The 20,588-nt window shown below is 66.8% G+C and carries 11 protein-coding genes; 8 read left to right on the top strand and 3 right to left on the bottom strand.

The features are described 5' to 3' along the window. Positions 1-56 precede the first annotated feature (56 nt). Positions 57-1,742, bottom strand: coding sequence for a hypothetical protein (locus KF715_03980; protein MBX3735827.1), 1,686 nt, complete (start codon positions 1,740-1,742; stop codon positions 57-59). Between the two features lie 221 nt (positions 1,743-1,963). Between KF715_03980 and smc the strand changes: the two genes are divergently transcribed. The 8 genes from smc to KF715_03940 all read left to right on the top strand — a co-directional run bounded on the left by smc (position 1,964) and on the right by KF715_03940 (position 16,038). Then, positions 1,964-5,821 (top strand): chromosome segregation protein SMC, encoded by a 3,858-nt coding sequence (gene smc / locus KF715_03975; GenBank protein ID MBX3735826.1) that lies wholly within the window; start codon positions 1,964-1,966, stop codon positions 5,819-5,821. A gap of 379 nt (positions 5,822-6,200) precedes the next feature. Further along, on the top strand, positions 6,201-7,265 hold the full coding sequence (locus KF715_03970; protein MBX3735825.1) for a LacI family DNA-binding transcriptional regulator: 1,065 nt from the start codon (positions 6,201-6,203) through the stop codon (positions 7,263-7,265). A gap of 199 nt (positions 7,266-7,464) precedes the next feature. Then, positions 7,465-8,220, top strand: coding sequence for an SDR family oxidoreductase (locus KF715_03965; GenBank protein ID MBX3735824.1), 756 nt, complete (start codon positions 7,465-7,467; stop codon positions 8,218-8,220). 7 nt (positions 8,221-8,227) lie between these two features. Beyond that, positions 8,228-10,423, top strand: coding sequence for a heparinase II/III family protein (locus KF715_03960; GenBank protein ID MBX3735823.1), 2,196 nt, complete (start codon positions 8,228-8,230; stop codon positions 10,421-10,423). An 8-nt stretch (positions 10,424-10,431) separates the two neighbouring features. Beyond that, positions 10,432-10,794, top strand: coding sequence for a cupin domain-containing protein (locus tag KF715_03955; protein MBX3735822.1), 363 nt, complete (start codon positions 10,432-10,434; stop codon positions 10,792-10,794). 3 nt (positions 10,795-10,797) lie between these two features. Continuing rightward, positions 10,798-12,102: an MFS transporter gene (locus KF715_03950; GenBank protein ID MBX3735821.1), complete on the top strand. Its 1,305-nt coding sequence runs from the start codon at positions 10,798-10,800 to the stop codon at positions 12,100-12,102. A 55-nt stretch (positions 12,103-12,157) separates the two neighbouring features. Continuing rightward, a complete protein-coding gene (locus KF715_03945; protein ID MBX3735820.1) occupies positions 12,158-14,719 on the top strand; it encodes a TonB-dependent receptor in 2,562 nt (853 codons plus the stop codon). A 365-nt stretch (positions 14,720-15,084) separates the two neighbouring features. Next, positions 15,085-16,038 carry an alpha/beta hydrolase gene (locus KF715_03940; GenBank protein ID MBX3735819.1) on the top strand — a complete coding sequence of 318 codons (954 nt, stop codon included), beginning with the start codon at positions 15,085-15,087 and terminating at the stop codon, positions 16,036-16,038. A gap of 75 nt (positions 16,039-16,113) precedes the next feature. On the opposite strand, the gene KF715_03935 is transcribed toward KF715_03940, so the two are convergent. Together KF715_03935 and KF715_03930 are read right to left on the bottom strand one after the other, a co-directional pair. Beyond that, the gene (locus KF715_03935; protein MBX3735818.1) at positions 16,114-18,489 is read right to left on the bottom strand and encodes a CPBP family intramembrane metalloprotease; all 2,376 of its coding nucleotides are present in this window, start codon (positions 18,487-18,489) and stop codon (positions 16,114-16,116) included. Between the two features lie 21 nt (positions 18,490-18,510). Next, positions 18,511-20,415, bottom strand: coding sequence for a tetratricopeptide repeat protein (locus KF715_03930; protein ID MBX3735817.1), 1,905 nt, complete (start codon positions 20,413-20,415; stop codon positions 18,511-18,513). Between the last annotated feature and the right edge of the window lie 173 nt (positions 20,416-20,588).

Genomic DNA, 20,588 nt, shown 5'->3' with positions numbered 1-20,588 from the left:
GCGGCAAGCCCACCGCGCCGACAGTAGCCGGGATTAACCGCCGCGCGGCTCACTTATCATTGGCGCTTCAATCGCTGCGCCCGCACTTCGGCGTCGGTCGGCTGGTCTTCCGGCGCCTCATCGACACGGGAGAGCGTGAAGAGCGGGCCATCGTGGACGGTGACGGCGTCTTCCGGCGTCGCACCTTCCGGACCCATGCCCGGCGGCGGCCCGAAGCTCGACGCACCGATCGCTCCGGGCGGTCCACCCCGGCCGTGCGGGACGCCGGACTTTTCACTCAGGTAATAGACATGCTCGTAGCGCTGCCAGTCCTCGCGACTCACGGCCATGGGCTGCGCGATGTGAGTGCGCAACGTCCAGGCGGTCCACCATTCGAGCCCGTGATGCGCGACGACGAGCGTGCGGTCGGGGGCGGCGATGAGCGGCGCGAGCGCACGCAGTTCGTCGCGCTGCTCGACGGTTAGGATCGTCCGTGCGCCGCGCCCGACGTAGAGCGCGCCGGTCAGCGCGGCGATGCAGCCTACGATGACGCCGAGCGCCACGCGCGGGAATCCGCGCCGGATTTGCGCGAACAGGAACGACGCTGCGATCGCCGCCGGCACGACGGCGATGAGCATGAGGCGCTCGGATTTCTGTTCGTCGAAAAATCCCCCGCCGAGCACGACTGCGCTCGCGCCGGCGGCGAGGGCCAGCGCGCGGTCGGCCGCCGGCAAGTGCCGCCAGCGCAGGAAGACGCCCAGCAGCGCGGCGAGACCTACGGCGATGAAAAGCACGCGCGGCGCCGCGCGCATCGCTCCGCCGGGGCGACCGGGCGCACCCGGCGGTGCGAAGCCGGGCGGCGGACCGCGATGAGCGCGGTCGGTTGCGTCGACGCGGCCATCGGGTGGCGCGAAACCCGGCGGCGGACCGAAGCCGCGGGCGCCGCGCGGGCCGCGGGTTTCGCTGGCCATACTGGAAGGCTCGGTGACGGCGCGCCAGAGTCGTTGCACGCGCGCCGGGTCGTAGCGGAAGGTCACGGCGGTCGCCGCGCCGAGCGCGACGCCGCCCGCGATCGCGACGATGAGCACGCGGCGTCGCACGCCGGCCGGTGCCGTGACGGTCGCGACGGCACCCAGCACCGCGAGGAAAACGAGCGCGGCGCCCAGCACCCCGACATGCGTCAGGCCCAACAGGACGAGTCCCGCCACGACGGCTGCGGCGCGCGCTAGCGTCGGACCGCTGAGGAACCGGTGCGCCGCCCACGCCGTGCCGGCGAGCCACACGAGCGCGAGCGAGTTCTTTTGGAAATCGCCCACCATCGACAGCGGTGCGGCGCTGGCGCTGGCGATGACGGCTGGTGCCAGCGCGGCGGTGAGCGACGGTCGTCCGTCCGCACGCTGCCAGCGCGCGCCGAGCCACGCGAGCGGCAACGCCACGAGCGGCGGCAGCACGGAGTCGGCGAATTTCACGGCGAATACGATCGCTTCGTCCTGCGGCCAACCTGTGAGCGCGGCCAGCAGGCGGGCGAGTCCGGCTTGCAGCCAGAAGGTCAGCGGCAGGTCCGGGATGCCGAGCCGGCCGTGTTCGAGCAGCGCGCGCGCTTGCACGAAGTAATACGCGCCGTTCATGCCCGGGGCGAGGGGAGTGCCGAACTGCAGCGTGGCGCGCGCCGCGATGGCGGCGGCGCAGAGCACCGCGAGGCCGGCCGGGGACCAACGGGCGAAGCCGCGGGAGGAAACGGTGGTGGCGCTGGAGGAAACCACAGGGAGAAAATTCGTTCGCGCTGTCAGACGCCGGCGGGCGCGCCAGGTTGCGTTGGCGCGGAGAAAATCTGCGTCCTGTCGCTCCCGTTGCGAGCGGCGCGGACCAACCGACGGAGGAAGAAAACGCGAGGCTTTTCGGCTGTGAATATCTTGTCCGGGTGGCCGTGTTTTTTCCGTTGCCGACGGTGAGGCCGGAGCCTCACTTATTCACTTTCCGCTCAATGCATCTCCGCGCGCTCAAGCTTAACGGTTTCAAGAGTTTTGCCGACCAGACGACCCTGAATTTCCAACCCGGCGTCACCGCCATCGTCGGGCCGAACGGCTGCGGAAAATCCAACATCGCGGACTCGATCCGCTGGGTGCTCGGCGAACAGAGCGCGAAGGCTCTCCGCGGCGGCAAGATGCAGGACGTCATCTTCGAGGGCGCGGACACGCGCAAGCCGTCGCAATTCTGCGAAGTCTCGTTGCTTCTCACCGAGTGCGAAAAGGCGCTCGGCAGCGAGTTCCACGAGATCGAGATCATGCGCCGCGTCCACCGCGACGGGCAGAGCGAGTATTACTTCAACGGCCAGCCGTGCCGCCTGAAGGACATCCACAAGCTTTTCATGGACACCGGCATTGGCCGGACCAGCTACTCGATCATGGCGCAGGGCCAGATCGACCAGATCCTGTCGTCGAAGCCCGAGGAGCGCCGTGTGGTGTTCGAGGAGGCCGCTGGCATCACGAAATACAAGAGCCAGCGCCGCGAGGCGATGAACAAGCTCGCGCTCACCGAGCAGAATCTCGCGCGCGTGTCCGACGTCATCAACGAAGTCGCCCGCCAGATCGGCTCGCTCCGCCGCCAGGCCGCGAAGGCGATGCGCTACAAGCGCCTCAGCTTCCGCCTCCGCCACCTCGCGCTTGCCCACGGCAATTACCACTGGATGCAGATGTCCACGGCGCTGGCCGAGCTCGAGGGCCGCGTCAGCGGGCTGCAGCACGACGCCGACACGCGCCGCGGCACGCTCGACGAGCGCACGCGCGCGCTCGATGAGCGCAAGGCGCACCGCTCCGCGCTCATGCAGCGCGTGCAGGACGCCCAGCAGGCGGTCTTCGATCTTCGCTCGCAAAAGGAGCAGGCCGAGAACGCCGCCAACATGGCGCATGTGAAGCGCCAGGGACTCGCCGAGCGCCTCGCCTCGAGCAACGACGACCTCGCCGAACTCGAGATGCAGATCCGCGAGCTCGCCTCGCAGGTCGACACCGGCGCGCAGGACAAGCAGATGCAGCTCTCGCTGCTCGGCAGCTCCGACGCGGTGTTCCAGGAGCGCAACCGTGAGCTCGCGGTTCTCGAAGGCGAACTCACGCGCGTCGAGCAGGCGCTCGGTCAGGACAAGTTTCATCTCCTCCAACTCGAGAGCGCGGTCGCGCGACACATCACCGAGAGCTCGTCGCTCGAGGTCGATGCCCGCACCAGCCAGCACAAATACGATCAGGTCGGCGCCGACCTCGAGGAAGTCCGCCAGGCGGTCGCGGCCGCCGCGCAGGCGCTGAACGAGGCGCGCACGCGCGTCGAGGAAGCTCGTGCCGAGCAGAGCCGCCAGAACAACGAGGCGCAAGCCGCCCACGTGGCGTTGCAGGACGCGACGAAGAATTTCCGCGAAGGCCAGCGCCGCCTGCAGGAGATCGACCGCAATCTCGCCCAGAAGACCGCGCGCCTGAAGCTGCTCCAGCAGCTCCACGAGAAGTGGGAAGGCTTCGGCGAAGGTGCGAAGGCGATCCTGCAGGGTCGTTTCGCGGCGATCTTCGGCGAGCAGAAATTCGTCCCGATTACGCAGGGACTCGAGGTGCGCGCCGAGTGGGCCAAGGCCGTCGAGGCGCTGCTCGGCTCGTCGGTCGAAGCCATCTCGGTCGCCGACGTCGACACCGCCCGCAAGATTCTCGCCCAGCTCGAAACCGACCAAGTCGGCAGCGTGTGCCTGCAGGTGCCCGGTTTCGTGGGCGGCGCCTCGAACGGCGAGCTGCCGGCCGGGCTCAAGCCCGCGACCGACGCCGTCGCCAACCTCGAGCCATCGCATCCGGCGGCGGCGCTCCTCTCGGCGTGCTATGTGGCCGACGACCTCGGCGCGTTCCTTGATTTCTGGAAGGCGAACCCGACCTTCAGCTTCCTGATGGTTGCGACGCCCCGCGGCGATCTCGTCGACCGTCGTGGTCTCATTTACGGCGGCCACCACAAGAAGCCCGCCAACTCGATCGTGCAACGCGAGGTCGATCTCCGCGAGACCGGCAAGGCCGTCGTCGCCGAGCAAGCCGCGCACGACGAGCAAAAGGCGCTGATCGAGAAGTTGAACACCGCCCTCGTCGAGGCGGAGCAGAATCTCGAACAGAAGCGCAAGGACGTGCTCGCCGCGTCGCAGCACGCCGCGTCGTTGCACACCGAGGAGAAAAACGCCCAACGCTCGCACGACGAGGCGGCGAATCGCCTCGGCCGCATGCAGAACGAGCTGGCGAACTTGCAGCGCGACCACCAGGAAGCGCTCGCCCGCCACGCCAAGGCGCAGGCGCAGCTCACCGAGGCCCAGGCCGAGGTGGAGGCGCAGAAGCAGAAAATCGCGCAGACCGAAGCGGAGATTTCCGGCAAGCGCGCCGAGCGCGACCAGAAGAAGGAATCCCTCGCGCAAGCCCGCCTCGAACTCGCGGAACGCCGCCAGAAGGTCGAAGTGCTGGATCGCGGCCTCTCCGAAATGGAGCGTCGCCGCGTGCAGCTCGCCGACCTCCACGACGAGCGCCAGATCGAGATCGAGACGTGGAACGAACAGGTTTCCCAACTCGAGAACGAGGCCGCCGGCCAGCGCGCCCGCGCCGAGGAAATCGGCACGACGCTCGCGATCGCGCAACAGAACGTGGAATCGGTGCGCAACGAACTCACGTCGATCGAATCCGAGATCAATTCCGGCGAGGCCGGCATGAGCTCGATCCGCACCGAAGCGGAGAGCGCGATGTCCGAGCTTTCCCGCACCGAGGTGAAGGTCGCCGAGACGCGCGCCCGCGTGCAGTTCCTCGTCGAGGAAGTGACGCACGAGTTCCAGACCGACGTCTCAACTCTCGATTGGAAAAAACTTCTCTGGCACTCCGACGACGAGCCGGAGGGCATGAAGGATCTCGACCTCGATGAAGAGGACGAGAGCGCCGCGGCCCCGGCCTTGCCCGCCGCCGCGCCCGCGGAGCCGGTCGTCGCCAGCGCCGAGGTGCCTGCGGACCCGAATGCCGCGACCGCTCCCGAAGCGGCCGCGAAGCCGGCGCGCCGGAAAAAGAAAAAGGAAAACAAGAGCGATCCGACCGAGGGCGACTTGGCCGCGCTCGAGAATACCGACTGGACCGCGATCAAGACCGAGGTGGACGCGCTGCGTCAGCGGCTGGGCTCGATGGGCGCGGTCAATCTCGTCGCGATCGAGGAATATTCCGAACTGAAGCAGCGCTATGAGTTCCTCAAGAATCAGGTCGATGACCTGACCAACGCGAAGACCGCGCTCCTCAAGGCGATCGACGACATCAACCACACGTCGCTCGAGCAGTTCAAGGTCACCTTCGAGCAGATCCGGAAGAACTTCGCCTACACGTTCAACATCCTGTTCGGCGGCGGCCGCGCGGAGATCGAACTTGTCACGGCCGAGGACCCGCTCGAGAGCGGCATCGAGATCGTGGCGCAGCCGCCGGGCACGAAGCTCAAGGGCATCACGCTCCTCTCCGGCGGGCAGAAGACGCTTACGGCCGTCGCGCTGCTGTTCGCGCTGTATATGGTGAAGCCGTCGCCGTTCTGCTTGCTCGACGAACTCGACGCGCCGCTCGACGAGTCGAACATTCACCGCTTCACGAACCTGCTGAAGCAGTTCGTCGACAGCTCGCAGTTCATCATCATCACGCACAACAAGAGCACCATCGCCGCCGCCGACGCGATCTACGGCGTCACGATGCAGGAGCGCGGCGTGTCCCGCACGCTCTCGATGAAGTTCGACAAGGTCAGCGGCGAGGCCGAGGCCCTGCCGACGACCGTCGCCGACGCCGTGCGCAACGCGAAGCCGAAGACGGTCGAGGCATAACGATTCGCTTCCGCCACGGCGCTCATGCGCCGCTGCGCGCGACCGGCGCAACGAGCCCGCGGAAACGCGGGCTTCTTTGTTCTGCCGTCCCCGCGTCGGCGCCACATTCCGCCCGTTCCAGCGCGAGCACCGCGGCATCGATTGTCACTTAAAGCGTGACCATCTCCGCCGAGTGCCCCAGCGGAATTGTAACCTATTAGGTTACAAATTCGGGGGGCGACTCACGTTGGCGACGTGAGTTGTTTCACTCGCTGTGGGGGCAGGTGTGGGTGAAACGAGGTGGATGGGGGAGTGCGCGTGTCTCGCGCGCGCCTCGGAGAAAAGACCGCGTCGCACACCTCGCTTGCCGTTCGACAGGCTTCTGGTATCAACGCATCCGATGGCGAGCAAACCGGTGGGACGAGTCACGATTCACGACGTCGCGAAGGCGGCGAACGTCTCCACGTCGACGGTGTCGCTCGTGCTCAACGGCAAACTCGACCGCATGCGTCCGGACACGCAGGAGCGCGTGCTGAAGGCGGTTGCCGATCTCGGCTACTCGACCAACGAAATGGCCCGCGCGCTGAAGACCGGTTACGTGCCGACCATCGGGCTCGTCGTGCCGACGGTGGCGAATCCGTTTTGGGGCGAGTTCGCGCGCTGCGTCGAGCACGCGGCGATGGCAAAAAATTACCAAGTGCTGTTGTGCAACGCCGAGGGCAATCCCGAGCGCGAACAGCGCTATGTGGAGTCGATGCTCGCGCGCGGCATCCGCGGCGTGATCCTCGGCTCGTCGCCGCTGTCACTGCGCCACATGGCCGGCGTGGTGAAGCGGGGCTTGCAGGCGGTGGCGTTCGACCGGTTGACCCTGAACGATGCCGGGCTCGAACTCGACAGTGTGCGCGTGGACAACGGTCTCGGCGCGAAGCTCGCCATCGAGCACCTCCTGTCGCTCGGGCATCGCCGCATCGCGTTCGTGTCCGGACCGATCAATTCCGCGAATCGTCGCGACCGCCTGGACGGGTATCGCGACACTTTGCGCTCTGCGGGCATCGTGCCGGACGCGCGCTTGGAGTGGACCGGAAACGCCAAGGCCGGAGACGACGAGGAGGTTGTCACCGAGATCGGGCGCGCTGCTGCGGTCGCGTTGCTGAAACAGCCGGAGCCGCCCACGGCATTTTTTGCGATCAACGACATGACGGCGGTCGGCATCTACGCCGGCTGCCGGGAGCTCGGATTGAGCATCCCGCGCGACATTTCGGTCGTGGGTTTCGATGACATCCACCTCTGCGAGATCATGGATCCGCCGATCACGACGGTCCGTCAGCCTTTGGTGGAGCTGATGAAATCGGCCGTCGAGCTCCTGATCGATCGCATGGAGGGGAAGCACGCCGAGCCGCCGGCACATCTGACGCTCACGCCGGAACTCGTGTTGCGGCGCTCGACGGGGCGTCCGGGTTTTTGACGGCGCAACGGAGCCTTGCATGCAGCTGGAAGCGTCTTATGGGCTGCATGTTGGGGAAACGATAGATGATTTCTGGAGGTGGCCTTGCGAGAAAAGTCAAACGTTACACTAAAACGATTGACTGAACCAAGCCAACCTCGCAACTTCCCCGCGTTCCCCGAAAAAGCTGTTCGTCACCTCGCATCAACCCCTCGCTCTCATGCTCGAACTCCAAGGCAAAACTGCGCTCGTCACTGGCGGCGCTCGTGACATCGGCCGGGCCACTTCGGTGCGCCTGGCGCAGCTCGGTGCGACGGTCGTCGTGAATTATCGCAGCAATCGCGAGCAAGCCGACGAGACGCTGCGCCTGATCGAGGCCGCCGGTGGCAAAGGCGTGCTCGCCCAAGGCGACATCGCAGTCGCGGCCGACGTGGCGCGCGTGGTGGAAACCGCCGGTCAGGCGGGCAACGGTCGCATCGATATCCTGGTGAATCTCGCGGGCGGGCTCGTCGCGCGGAAGACCATCGCGGACATGGACGAGGCGTTTTGGGACCAGGTGATGGCCCTCAACCTCAAGAGCGTGTTCCTCGTCACCAAGGCCGCGCTGCCGCTGATGCCGGACGGCGCGACGATCGTGAATGTCTCCTCGCAAGCCGCGCGCGACGGCGGCGGTCCCGGCGCGAGCGCCTACGCGACGGCCAAGGCGGGCGTCTCCAACTTCACGCGCGCGATGGCCAAGGAACTCGGCGCGCGCCGCATTCGCGTGAACTGCGTTTCGCCCGGCATGATTGCGACGCAGTTCCACGACACCTTCACCAAGCCCGAAGTGCGGCAGCGCGTCGCGGGCATGACGCCGCTCGGGCGCGAGGGCAGGGCGGACGAGGTCGCCGAAGCGATCGCGTTCCTCGCGTCGAGCCGTGCGTCGTTCGTCAACGGCGAGTCGCTCGAGATCAACGGTGGCATTTTCTTCGCCTGAGCGCGCCATGAAGCTCCTGCGCTCCGCCTTCGTTTTCAGCGCCGTGCTCGCGGCGCAGCTTGTCGCCTTCGCCGTCGGCACGCATCCGCGCCTGTTGCTGACACCCGCCGAAGTGAAGGATATCCGCGCGTCGCTGGGCCACGCGCCGCTGTTCGACCGGGCCTACGCCGAGGCGAAGGAGCGCGTCGAGCGCGCGCTCGCGGCGCCGATCCTGGTGCCGCAGCCGAAGGACGCCGCCGGCTTCACCCACGAGCGCCACAAGGCGAACTACGCCGAGATGCAGCTCGCCGGCTTTCTTTACCAGATCACCGGCGAGGCGCGCTATGCGGCTTTCGTGAAGGCGATGCTGGAAAAATATGCCGTGCTCTATCCGACGCTCGGCAACCATCCGGCCGCCGCCAGTTCGTCTCCCGGTCGCCTGTTTCATCAGAGCCTCAACGAGTGCGTCTGGCTCGTGCACACGTCGCAGGCCTACGACTGCATCTACGACACGCTCACGACGGACGAGCGGAAGAATTTCGAGACGCACATCTTCGAACCGATGGCGCATTTCCTCGCCGATGAGCGCGCGCACGAATTCGACCGCATCCACAATCACGGCACATGGGCCGCCACGGCGGTCGGCATGGCCGGCTACGTCATGGGCGACGACGAACTCGTCAAGAAAGCACTCTACGGTTCGAAAATGGACGGTAAGACCGGCGGCTGGTTCAAGCAGCTCGACGAGCTCTACGCGCCCGACGGCTATTACTGCGAAGGACCCTACTACGCGCGCTACGTCATCATGCCGTTCTACGTCTTCGCGCAGGTGATCGAGAACAACCAGCCGGAACTGAAAGTCTTCGCGCGCCGCGACAGCGTGCTGCGCAAGGCGGTGGATTCGCTCCTCCAGCTCACTTACCTCAACGGCGAGTTCATCCCCTTCAATGATGCGATGAAGGAGAAAACCTTCCAGTCGCCGGAGATCCCGCTCGCGGTCGACTGGGCCTACATCCACTACGGCCGCGACCCGCACCTGCTCGACATTGCCAAGCGCCAGGGCTCCGTCGCCCTCAATGCCGCCGGCCTCGCCGTCGCGCAGGCGCTCGTCGCCACGCCGCAGCCGCCCGCTTTTAAGTATCGCAGCGTCGCCTACGGCGACGGTCCGCATGGCGCCGACGGCGGCGTTGGCGTGTTGCGCGCGTCGTCTGGCAACAGCCAGTCGCTTGCGCTGCTGAAGTATTCCGCCTTCGGCATGGAGCACGGCCATTACGACAAGCTCAGCGTCATCTACTACGATCAGGGCCGCGAGATCCTCTCCGATTACGGCTCCGCGCGCTGGGTGAACGTTGAGCAGAAGTGGGGCGGCCGCTATCTGAAGGAAAACAAGTCCTACGCCAAGCAAACCGTCGCGCACAACGCCCTCGTCGTCGACCGCACCACGCAATACGGCGGCGACTACGATGCGGCTGAGCTCCAGCATTCCGACGCGCACTTCTTCGACGTGAGCAACGCGAGTTTCCAGATCGTCAGCGCGCGGGACACCACCGCCGTCAAAGGCGTCGCGATGCAGCGCACGATCGCGATGGTGCGCGATCCGAAGCTCCCCTTCCCGGTGCTCGTCGATGTGCTCCGCTCGACCTCCGCGACCGAGCACGACTACGATCTGCCGTTCTACTATCAGGGCCATTTCCTCTCGACGAACGTCCCGGTGAAAATCGCCACCACCGAGCGCAAGCCGCTCGGCAAATCCCACGGCTACGAGCATCTCTGGCTCGAAGGCGAGGGCGTCGCGACCGGCCCCGTGCAGTTCACCTGGATCAACGGCAGCCGCTACTACACGGTCACGTCGTCCGCCGACGCGAAGACGCAGCTCGTGCTCACGCGCATTGGCGCGAACGATCCGAATTTCAACCTGCGCAACGAAGCGGCCTTCATGCTGCGCACGCGCGCCGCGAATCACGTTTTTGCGAGCGTGCTCGAGCCCCACGGCGTTTGGGACGGCACGAAGGAGTTCACGACGGGCGGTTTTCCGACGGTGCAATCCGTCCGCGTCGTCGCGTCCACCGACGAAGGCACGGTCGTCGCCATCACGGGCAAGGATGGCCTCGCGTGGACGTTGATGATCACCAACCGCGCCGCCGATGCGCAAGCCGAGCATCGCATCGACGCGGACGGCCAAACCTACATGTGGACCGGCAACGCCGCACTCCGCCGCGACTGATTTTCCCGATGCATCCTCCGATGTTCGTTCAAAAGGAACAGCTCTTCATCGCCTTCGATTCCATCCCTTGGGAGGAGCAGGGCGGGGGAGTGCGACGCAAGGTGATGGCCTACGGCGACCAGCTGATGGCCGCCTATGTCGAGTTCACGGCCGGTGCTGTCGGTGCGCTTCACCGCCATCCGCACGTGCAGATCACGTTCGTGAAAGAGGGTGCGTTTCGCGTGCACATCGGCGGCGAGGAGCGCGTGCTGCGCGCCGGCGATTTCTACTACATCCCGTCCGACGTCCTCCACGGCGCCACCGCGATCGAGGCCGGCGTGCTCGTCGATGTCTTCTCGCCGATGCGCGCCGAATTCCTGCCGAAAAATTAGCTCATGCCGCAACGCACCCATCTCCGCTGGGGAATCATCGGCCTGATCGCGGTCGCGACCGTGATCAACTACGTCGATCGCACCTCGCTCGCGGTGATGTGGCCGAGCATCTCCGCCGACACCAACCTCTCGAAAAGCGACTACGCGAACATCGTTTCCGCGTTCATGGTCTGCTACGCGCTCGGGCAGGCGGTTTCGGGCCGCATCTTCGACCGCGTCGGCACGCGCTTCGGTTTCGTGCTCTCGGTGACGGTGTGGTCGATCGCCTGCGCCGGACACGCGCTCGCGCGCAGCCTCGCCACGCTCTCGCTCGCCCGCGGCGTGCTCGGCTTCAGCGAGGCGGGCAACTGGCCCGGCGCGACGAAGGCGGTCGCCGAATGGTTCCCGCGCCACGAGCGGGCGCTCGCCCAAGGCATTTTCAACGCCGGCGCGTCGCTCGGTGCGGTCGTCTCTGCGCCGTTGATCGCGCTGCTCTTCGCGCATTTCGGCTGGCGCGCCACGTTTGTCGTCGTGGGCGGCTTGGGGTTTCTCTGGCTCGCGCCGTGGTTGATTCTCGCCCGCTCGACGCCGGACAAGCACCCGTGGGTTTCGCCCGAGGAACGCGCGCACATTCTCGGCGAACGTCCCGCGAACACTCCGGCCGCTGCCGTCGCGGTGCCGACCGCGCCCGCGGCTTCGCTGCGCTCGCTGCTCGAATTTCGCGCGACGTGGGGCGTGATCGTTTCGCGTTTCTTTCTCGATCCGATCTGGTGGCTGTTCGTGAACTGGCTGCCGATCTACTTGGCGGATCGCTTCGGTTTCGATGTGAAGTCGATCGGGCTTTTCGCGTGGGTGCCCTACGTCGGCGCCGTTATCGGCAGCCTCAGTGGCGGCTGGATGTCCGGTCATCTCATCGGTCGCGGCTGGTCCGTCGATCAGGCGCGCAAACGCGTCATCTTGCTCGGCGGCGTGTTGACGCTGCCCGGTTTCCTCGCGGGGGCCTTCGCGCCGTCGCCGCTCGTGGCGGTGCTGGCCATCGCGGTCGTCCTCTGCGGATTCCAAGTCATGATTAACAACATCCAGACGCTCCCGAGCGACTTCTTCGCCGGTTCGTCCGTCGGCACCGTGGCTGGCGTCGGCGGCATGAGCGCGGTGTTCGGCGTGTTGGTTTTCTCGACCTGGCTCGTGCCGGCGCTGAGCCGCATCAGCTACGTCCCCGTTTTCCTCATGGGCGCGGCCCTCGTGCCCTTGGGTATCGCTGCGGTGTTCGGACTGTGCGGCACGATCCGCCGACTCGACACCTCGACTGCTGTTTCTGACCGGACCTGAGCGTCCAGTCGTTCTCCCCCAACCGAAAACCCGTGTGCTTCCGGCACCTTTCGCAATGACCACGAATACACCCCAATCCGTCAAACGTTCTACCGGACGTTCTACCACCGGCTGGCGCCTCGCCCTGCCGGTGTTCGCGTTGTTGTCCCCGCTCGCGTTCGCGCAGCAGGCCGCCCCAGCGCGCGACGACAGCGTCGTCACGCTGCCGACGTTCACCGTGTCGACCGACAAGGACGTCGGTTACCGCGCCGCGAACTCCGTCTCGGCGACGCGCATCGACACGCCGATCAAGGATCTGCCGTTCGCCGTCAGCGCGTTCACCGAGCAATTCATCAACGACCTCGGCGCGCTCGATCTGCAGGACGTGCTCCGTTACGCGCCGTCCGTCACCAGTGGCGACAAGAGCTTCGTCGCGGGCAACAATCGCTTCTCGATCCGTGGCTTCGACGGCGACGTGCCGCCGCAGCGTAACGGCTTTGCCGGCAACCGCAACACCGACAGCGCCAACGTCGCGCGCGTCGAAGTCATCAAGGGCCCGGCCTCGCTCCTCTACGGCCAGATCGTGCCCGGCGGCACCGTGAACTACATCACGAAGCGCCCCACGACCAAGCGTGCGTTCTTCAATTTGAAAACCTCCATCGGCGACCAAGGCGATTATCGCGTCGTCGCCGACGTCAACCAGCCCATCACCGACCGCATCGCCGCGCGCGTCATCGGCTCCTGGAATCAGGACCCGAAGTGGGCCGTCACCGGCGACACCCACACCTGGCTGGTCGCGCCGTCGCTCGCGTTTCAGGTCACGAAGAAACTCTCGCTCGTCCTCGACTACGAGAAACTCAGTCGTCGCGAAGAGCCGCCCGTCGGCATGCAGCCGAACGTGCAGATCGCCGGCTTCAACGCCGCGCCCAGCGCCTCGACCTTCGTGAAGGTCTCCGACCGCAGCTACCAGCAGGGCCTCTTCGACGCCGGCTCGATCAACCTCGGCTTCCTCGGCATGCCGCCGATCGATCGCGATTTCAATTATCAGGGCGACCACGACTACAAGAAAGCCGACTACGAGAACTTCAACGCCGAGATGAATCTCCAGATCGGCGACCACTGGGTCGCGCGCGCCAACTACAGCTGGAACGCCCGCAGCGTCCTCTACAAGCTCACCGGCCTCGCGCAGTGGGACGTCACGCCGACCGCCGCCTATCGCACGTCGACGACTTCGTATTTCGACTACCTCCACGAATACCTCGCGAACCCCAGCGCCGTCCTCAACGACCCGACGAAGACCGCGAGCGTGCTCCTCAACCGCCGCAAGCGCATCCAGACCAGCGCCGACGGTTACAACACCTACCAGGTCGATCTCTCCGGCAAATACGAGTTCGCCGGCATCAAGCTCAACCCGCTCTTCGGCGCCTATCGCCAATACTCGCGCAGCGGCGGCGGCATGACGCTCAGTTCCAGTTCTTCCTACGGCAACTACAGCGCCACCGACAACGCGCTGCCCTTCACGCCGTGGAACTACTTCGACCAATCCACTTGGGATCGCTCCGCCAACTACGACGAGTTCGCGCTCCCCGTCAGCAGCGCCGGCGGTTTCACGCGCGGACGCGAAGACGCCTACTACGGCGTCCTCACGGCGAAGGCGCTCGACGATCGCCTGATCTTCATCGGTGGCGCGCGCTACGACCGCTACCGCGCGGGCGGCGCTTCGGGTTACACCTATGACGTCAACAAGACCACGCCGCAGTTCGGCGCCGGCTGGCACATCACGCGCGACTCGCTGCTCTTCGCCAATTACAGCCGCTCCTTCCTCGTCGACGGCACCACGCTCACGATCGAGAACCCGAACTACAACCCGAACCTCCCGCTCAACACGTCGACCAATCCGCAGTCCATCCGCACGCCCGCCGCCCCGACGCGCGGCCTCGGCTACGAGTTCGGCTACAAGACCGACTTCCTCAACGGCCGCATTTCCGGCACCGCGACGTGGTTCCACCTCGAACGCGCCGACCGCATCGTCACCGTCCGCCAGCCCGTCGTCGGCCTCAACACCAGCGGCGTGCTCTCCACCACCGAAGTCACGTTCAGCAAACAAGGCACCGTCGACCAGAGCGAAGGCGTCGAATTCGAGTTCACCCTCTCGCCGCGCGACAACTGGCAAATCTACGCGACCTACACGTCGATGGACATCCGCACGACGAAGGTCACGCTGCCCACGCCGCGCCTCGCCACCGACCCGAAGGTCTCCGGCGACTACGCGTCCTACCTCTCCGGTTTCAACGAAGCCGTGCGCCTCCTCCTCGGCGCCACGCCCGAAGGCTCCGCCGAGCGCCTCGCCAGCCTCTGGACGCGCTACAGCTTCACCGACGGCTCGCTCAAGGGCCTGTGGATCGCTGGCGGCGGCAACTACACCTCGCAGAAAGCCCAGCGCACCGCCAACCCCACGCTCTTCCTCCCGGAATACACGCTCTTCGACGCCGCCATCGGCTACTCGTGGAAACGCAACAAGCAGCCGTGGGACGTGACGCTCAACATCAAGAACCTCACCGACGAGACCTACTTCCCGGCGAACCAATCCCGCGGCAAACCGCGCCAGTTCGTCCTCAGCGTCGGCACGACGTTCTGATGTTCTCCGACTGAACGGCGGCGGGCCGCAACCCGCCGCCCGCTCACTGTGTGCGCCATCCGCCAGCGTTGCCTTACCGTGCTCCCTGCGCGTTTCGCGACGCGATCTAGAACTACTACCCCGTTCGGGAAGTGCGCTTGCCCGGTAGCCCGCGACCTCCGGGCGCGGGAGTCAGAACGCGAGCATGCAAAATCCGTCCTCGGAGAGGCCGGGCTACCATGCTTCTTCCGAGAGAAAATAGGCACCTCACGGAGTAGTTCTGGGTGGGCACCGCCTTCCCCGGCGGCACCGCGAACGTGGCACGTGCTTCGCTGTCGCCGCCGGGACGTCGGCGACCATCGTGTGAACTGGCTTCTTTCCCTTCCATGATCACCCGTCCGCTCGCCTCGCTCTACCTGCTCGCCGCGCTCATCGTCGCGTTCACTGCGCCTCGTGGCGTCGCCGCTGCCGCCGAATCTCGCGTCATCCCGCTCTGGCCCGAAGGCGTGCCCGGCGCCTTGCCGCACGCCGGCGACGAATACGTGCAGGACGACCGCGTCTACAACGTCCAGGTCCCCACGCTCACGTATTTTCCCGCGCCCGCCGACAAAGCCGTCGGCACGGCCGCGATCGTCTGCCCCGGCGGCGGCTACGTGCGTCTCGCCGTGACGAACGAAGGCAACGGCATGGCCAAGTGGCTCAACTCGCTCGGCGTCTCCGTCTTCATCCTCAAATACCGGCTCAAGGAATACGGCCATCCCGCGCCGCTGCGCGACATGCTGCGCGCGGTCCGGCTCGTGCGTTCGCGCGCCGCCGAGTTCGGCATCGATCCGCACCGCATCGGCGCGTTCGGCTCGTCGGCTGGCGGCCACCTCGTCGCCTGCGCCGGCACGCTCTACGATCACCCCGACGGCAAGACCGGCGCCGCCCTCGATGCCATCAGCGCGCGCCCCGACTTCCTTGTGATGCAATATGCGGTCGTCTACACCGACGACGCGACGACTCACCGCGGTTCGCGCGAGGCGCTGCTCGGCAAGAACCCGACGCCCCAACTGCTCGACCTTCTCTCCGTCGACCGCCATGTCACGAAGGACACGCCGCCCGCCTTCCTCGTCGCGACGCAGGAGGACACCTCGGTGCCGCTCGAGAACTCGATCGCGTTCTACCGCGCGCTGCGCGCCGCCGGCGTTCCCGCCGAGCTCCACCTCTACGAGAAAGGCCCGCACGGCTTCGGCCTGCGCGCCGGCTACGGCCCCACATCCGAGTGGCCGCAGCGCGCCGCCGAGTGGATGCGCAGTCACGGCTGGCTCACGCCGCCGGTCGGGAAAGATCCTCACTGATTGCCCCGCGCCGGCGTTCCGGACACCTGCGCGGAACTCGTCCCCAAGCGCGGACTTCTTCCTCTGGCGGCGCGGCTAAACGCCTCCCCGTGTCATCACGAAGATGCACGCGAGCGCATTGTTGACGATGTGCACGACGATTCCCGGCAGCAAACCCCGTGAGCGTCGCACCAGCTCTCCGTTCACGAAGGCCAACGCAAAGAAAAACGGCGCGACGCGCATCTCCTCGTGCAACGCGAGGAACACGAGTGATTGGAACGCATTCGCGATCCAGAAGGGCAGGTGCTTGGCGAACGCGCCGAGCAAGATGCCGCGAAAGAGCGCTTCCTCGAAAATCGGCACGAACACCGCGACCAACGCGCAGAATCCCAGTGGTCCGAGCGTGCGATACGCCGTGCCGAAGAACTGCGTGCTCAATGGCGTGACTTCGGCCATGCCGAGCCCTTTCAGGCCCAACACCGTGATGTAGACGCCGAGACCGACCTTGAGCAGCAGCGCGAGTCCGCAGCCGAGCCCGCTGGCCTTGCCCCAGGACCAACTCCCCGGGCCGAGCAAGCTACCTTTGCGCGCGAGCAGCAGCAGCAGCGCCACTGTCGACAACGCCACGGACCACATGACGAATACTGGTCCCAGCAGCTCACGCGGTGCCAGCGCACGCACCGGAGGCCGCGCTTGTGCCTCGAGCACCCACGACCGCACCGTCGCAGGTTGGAACCACCAAATTCCGGCGAGCGCGCCGATCGCGACTGCTGCCAGTGCAAACCAAGCCGCGCGGAGGCCCCAGGGGGAAAGCGTCCACTCGGCGACACGTCCGCGAGCCCGCCGCCACAGTCCCCAGTAGTGAACCGGAGCCAGAACGACGAGTGGTAGCATCGCGGCGAGCAGAGTGAGAAATCCCAGCGCGAGAAACGATCCGACCTCGTCGAGGTGCCAGCCGGCCTGCGGATGCTTCAGCAGGAGCGACATCCGCTCGCGTGCGAACGGATCAGCTTCGAAACCGGCCGAGCGCAGCGCACGATAGGCGGTCGCCGCTTCCGCTCCGGTGCCATGCTCGAGTTCGAAGGCAAAGCGCTCCTGCGCGACGGTGCGTGCGTTCCATTTCTGCGTGGGGATGCGCGCATACGTCTGACGCGCGAGATCGATGCGCCCCGCGCGCGCGAGGAGTTTCGCGACTTCGGTGGTATGCACCTGCGCCGGGGCCGATTTTTCCAGGCGCTCCCACAATTCGATGCCTTCCGCTACCGCTCCCGCCTCCAGCAAGAGTTTCAGGCGCTGGTTTTGTTGCCACTCGGGGAGGTCGGCGAGGATGGGATGCAGCAGCACGGTCCGCGCCCCCGTGACATCGGATTTCTTCAAGAGACCGCGCGCATGGCGCAACGCGGCATCAGCCGTCGGGTTGGCCTCGAAGGCATTGGCGGCAAATCGGTCCTCCTCCGGTGAGCCCTCCGCGGCCCGCTGGGCGCGCAGCAGCCAGAATTGCGCGCGGTCGGATGCGTTCCACCCCGCGACGGCGGGCCACACGGTGTCGACCTTCTCATCGAATGCCTCCCCGTATGCCCGCTCCAACTGGTGGAGTTGCGTGGAGGGCGCCGCGGGGAAAGCGGTTTCGAGGTATGCTGTCGCTTCGGCGAGGTCCGATTCGGCGGAGGCGAACGTGAGATCCTCCGCGTAGGCGAAGCGCTCGATGAAACGCACGCGTTCGAGGGCGAGAAGCGCATCGTCGGGCCGTTCCGCGCAGGCCGCGGCGTAGCCGTGCACGATCTCGTGATAAGCCGATTCCTGTGCGTTCTCGATTTGCTTGATGAGTCGGACGTCACTGCCCCGCGAGAAGTCGAAGGCGGCGCGGGATGACGCGGCCGGAGGCGGGCGCGAAACAGTCAGACTCGCGGGGAGCGCGGGCCGGCCGGCGGCTGGAGCCGGGGTGGCGGTGCGATCCGCCACCGCCGGATTGCCGACCCGCCGCGGGACGTTGCGGTGCGCGGGATTGCTGACGAGCGCCAGCGCGATCAGGGCCCAGCAGGAGAGCAAGATGATGCACCGGCTCCTTCCGTTGCGGAAACGTCGGAAGAGCGAGAGAATGCCGAGAGGCACCGCGGGATAGAGCACCAATGCGCCGAGCAACATTCCGATGGTATAGGCCACGCCGCTGTTCTGGGGATCACGGTGAGCGGCATGCAGCACCACCACGGTCACCAGCAGGGCGGTCGCGATGGTGGCGGTGAGAAGCCACGGGCCGATCGCCTTGGGCGCGCCGGAGCCCTCCGGGTGTGGCTGCAGCGGCAGCGGCGGCGGCTCTTGGAGTGCGGAAGGCGCGAGCGTTGGCGGCCGCACAGTGCCGATGACCGGCGGCAGCCACTCGAAGTTTGGCGGCGGCGCCGCGGGTGCGGGCGCGGGATCGGCGGGTGGCGGGGGCGGAGGATTGCCGCGGGGCGCGGGATCGGTTTCGGGCATGGGCAGGGGAACCGGCGAACTTCAGGCGTAGCTGAGGGCCACGTTCTTTTGCACGGTCTCCATCATCTCGCGCAGCACCGCGTCGCGGTCGTGAAAGAGATCCCAGACGTCGCCGGCGAGCGGATCGGTGGCGGGGATGGGCACGCGTTGCACGAGGCGGAAGCGATCGTTCGGTCCCGGATGCGTGTCGTCCTCGGTGGTCGGCCGGTTGATGAGGTCCGCGAAATTTCTCTCCACCACGAGCGACGGCGCCGCGATGGAGTTGTCGTAGAGGTTCCGCAGCGGGCGCTTGTCCACCCGCGCGGCGGTGACCTCGAGGTCGGCGCGCGCCTCGAAGTCGACGGCGGCGCGGATCACGTGCCGGAGCCCGCCCTCAAAGGCCGCGGCGCCATAGGCCTGCGCCGCGACGCGGTCGGCCAACACCTCCTGCAGGCGGGTCGCGCCGTGGCTGATCCGCCGGAACAGGAAGTCGTAGAAGCGCAGGAAGTGAAACGCGGCGTTCAGCCACGTCGCCTGGCCGGCGCGGACCATCGCGTGCACGAACTTGATCATGTCATTCTGCACCCGCAGGGCGATGTCGCCGCCGGCGGTGTCGCGGTTGGCGAAGTGGCCGTATTCGTGCGCGAGGACGCTGCGGAAATGCTCCTGCTTGAAGTCGTTCAGCACGGCCGCGCCGATGACGAGCACGCGTTGGGCGCGGTTCTGCATCTTCTCGCGCCACGTGCCGCGCTCGTAGACGCAAAGGTCGGTGCCGACGGTGAGCCGGATTTCGTCGACCGGGCGGGTCTGCAGCCGGTGCGCGACGCTCTCGGCCAGTTCCCAGAGCCGGGGCGCTTCTTCGCGCCGGAGGGCGCGGCCCGGGTCGGTGGTGTTCACCTTCAGGAAGAGCGAGCGGCCCATCGCCCACACCGTCGCGACCGCGCCGATGACGATGATGATCGTCAGCTTGATCGGTATCGTGCCGAGCATCAGGAATCCGTAGACCAGGCCGCCGGACAGCCCGACGACGAGCACCGCCACGATCGGGAGCGAGACGTAGTAGTAGATGCCCGCGACGTTGAGCACGGCGCGGTAGAACTTCCGCAGGCGCAGTTCGCCGGGGTTCACCGGAACAGCCGGATCGGAGACCTCGATCTGGCGCAGCGTCGCGCGGGAGAGGAGGAAGCCGACGACGTAAAGCAGACCGAGTCCGCCCACCCACGCCACCACGGCCCAGAGGCTGACCTGCACCACGCGCCAGCCGAGGGCGCGCGAGCGGATGCCGGAGGCGAGAAAACGTTCCGCCGCTGCCGGGTCGAGTCCGAGTTCCTGGGCGCGGTGAATTTCATCCGAGGCGCGGATCCAGTGCTCGTCGATCGCAGCCACGATCGCGGCGAAGTAGTGGGCGGCGAAATCGTCAGGGTGGCGCTGGAGCAACGTCTCGGTCGCGGCCTTCGCCACCGCAGGGCGGTCGAGCTGGAAACCGAGCTGGGCGAGGGTGGCGAGCACGTCGCGGTCGTCGCCGCCCGGGAGCGTGCGGCACTCGAGGGCGAGTTCGAGGGCTCGTTCCCGCTCGGCGCGGGTGGCCTCGCCGTGGTCGGGATAGGCGAGCTCGCGGGCGAGCGAGATCAGGTTGGGCATCGTGCGCCGCACGGCGACTGCACGTTCGAGCAGCTCCATGCCTTCCTTGCGCCGGCCGAGGCGTGCGACCGCGGCGCCCAGGCGCCGCAGCGCGGCATCGAAGTCAGGCTGACTCGCGAGCACCTGGCGGTAAAGCGTCTCGGCCTTGGCGTAGTCGTCGGCGTCGAAGGCTGCGGTGGCGGCCACGAAGGTCTCGGCGGCGGCGGGCGCGGCGCGCCGCAGTTCCTCGACGATCGGTCCCTCGACCGCGGGATCGCGGGCGGGGCGGACCTGGGCGGCGGGGGCGTTGACAAGAGTGGCGAGCACGAGGCCCAGCCACAGGAGGCGGGTGTTTAGCGCATGCATGGGCGAGCCGCGCCGGCCCAGGCGCAATTCGCCGCCATGAAGCTGCACCGCGGCGCGGCTGGCAATCGCACAGTTTTGCGCCGACGCCGGTGCACACACTTCGCGCTTACCAAAGGCGCGCCGATGCGGTTGGC

This window comes from Candidatus Didemnitutus sp. (assembly GCA_019634575.1).
Taxonomy (GTDB): domain Bacteria; phylum Verrucomicrobiota; class Verrucomicrobiia; order Opitutales; family Opitutaceae; genus Didemnitutus.
This window is presented reverse-complemented; position numbering and strand designations above follow the sequence as displayed.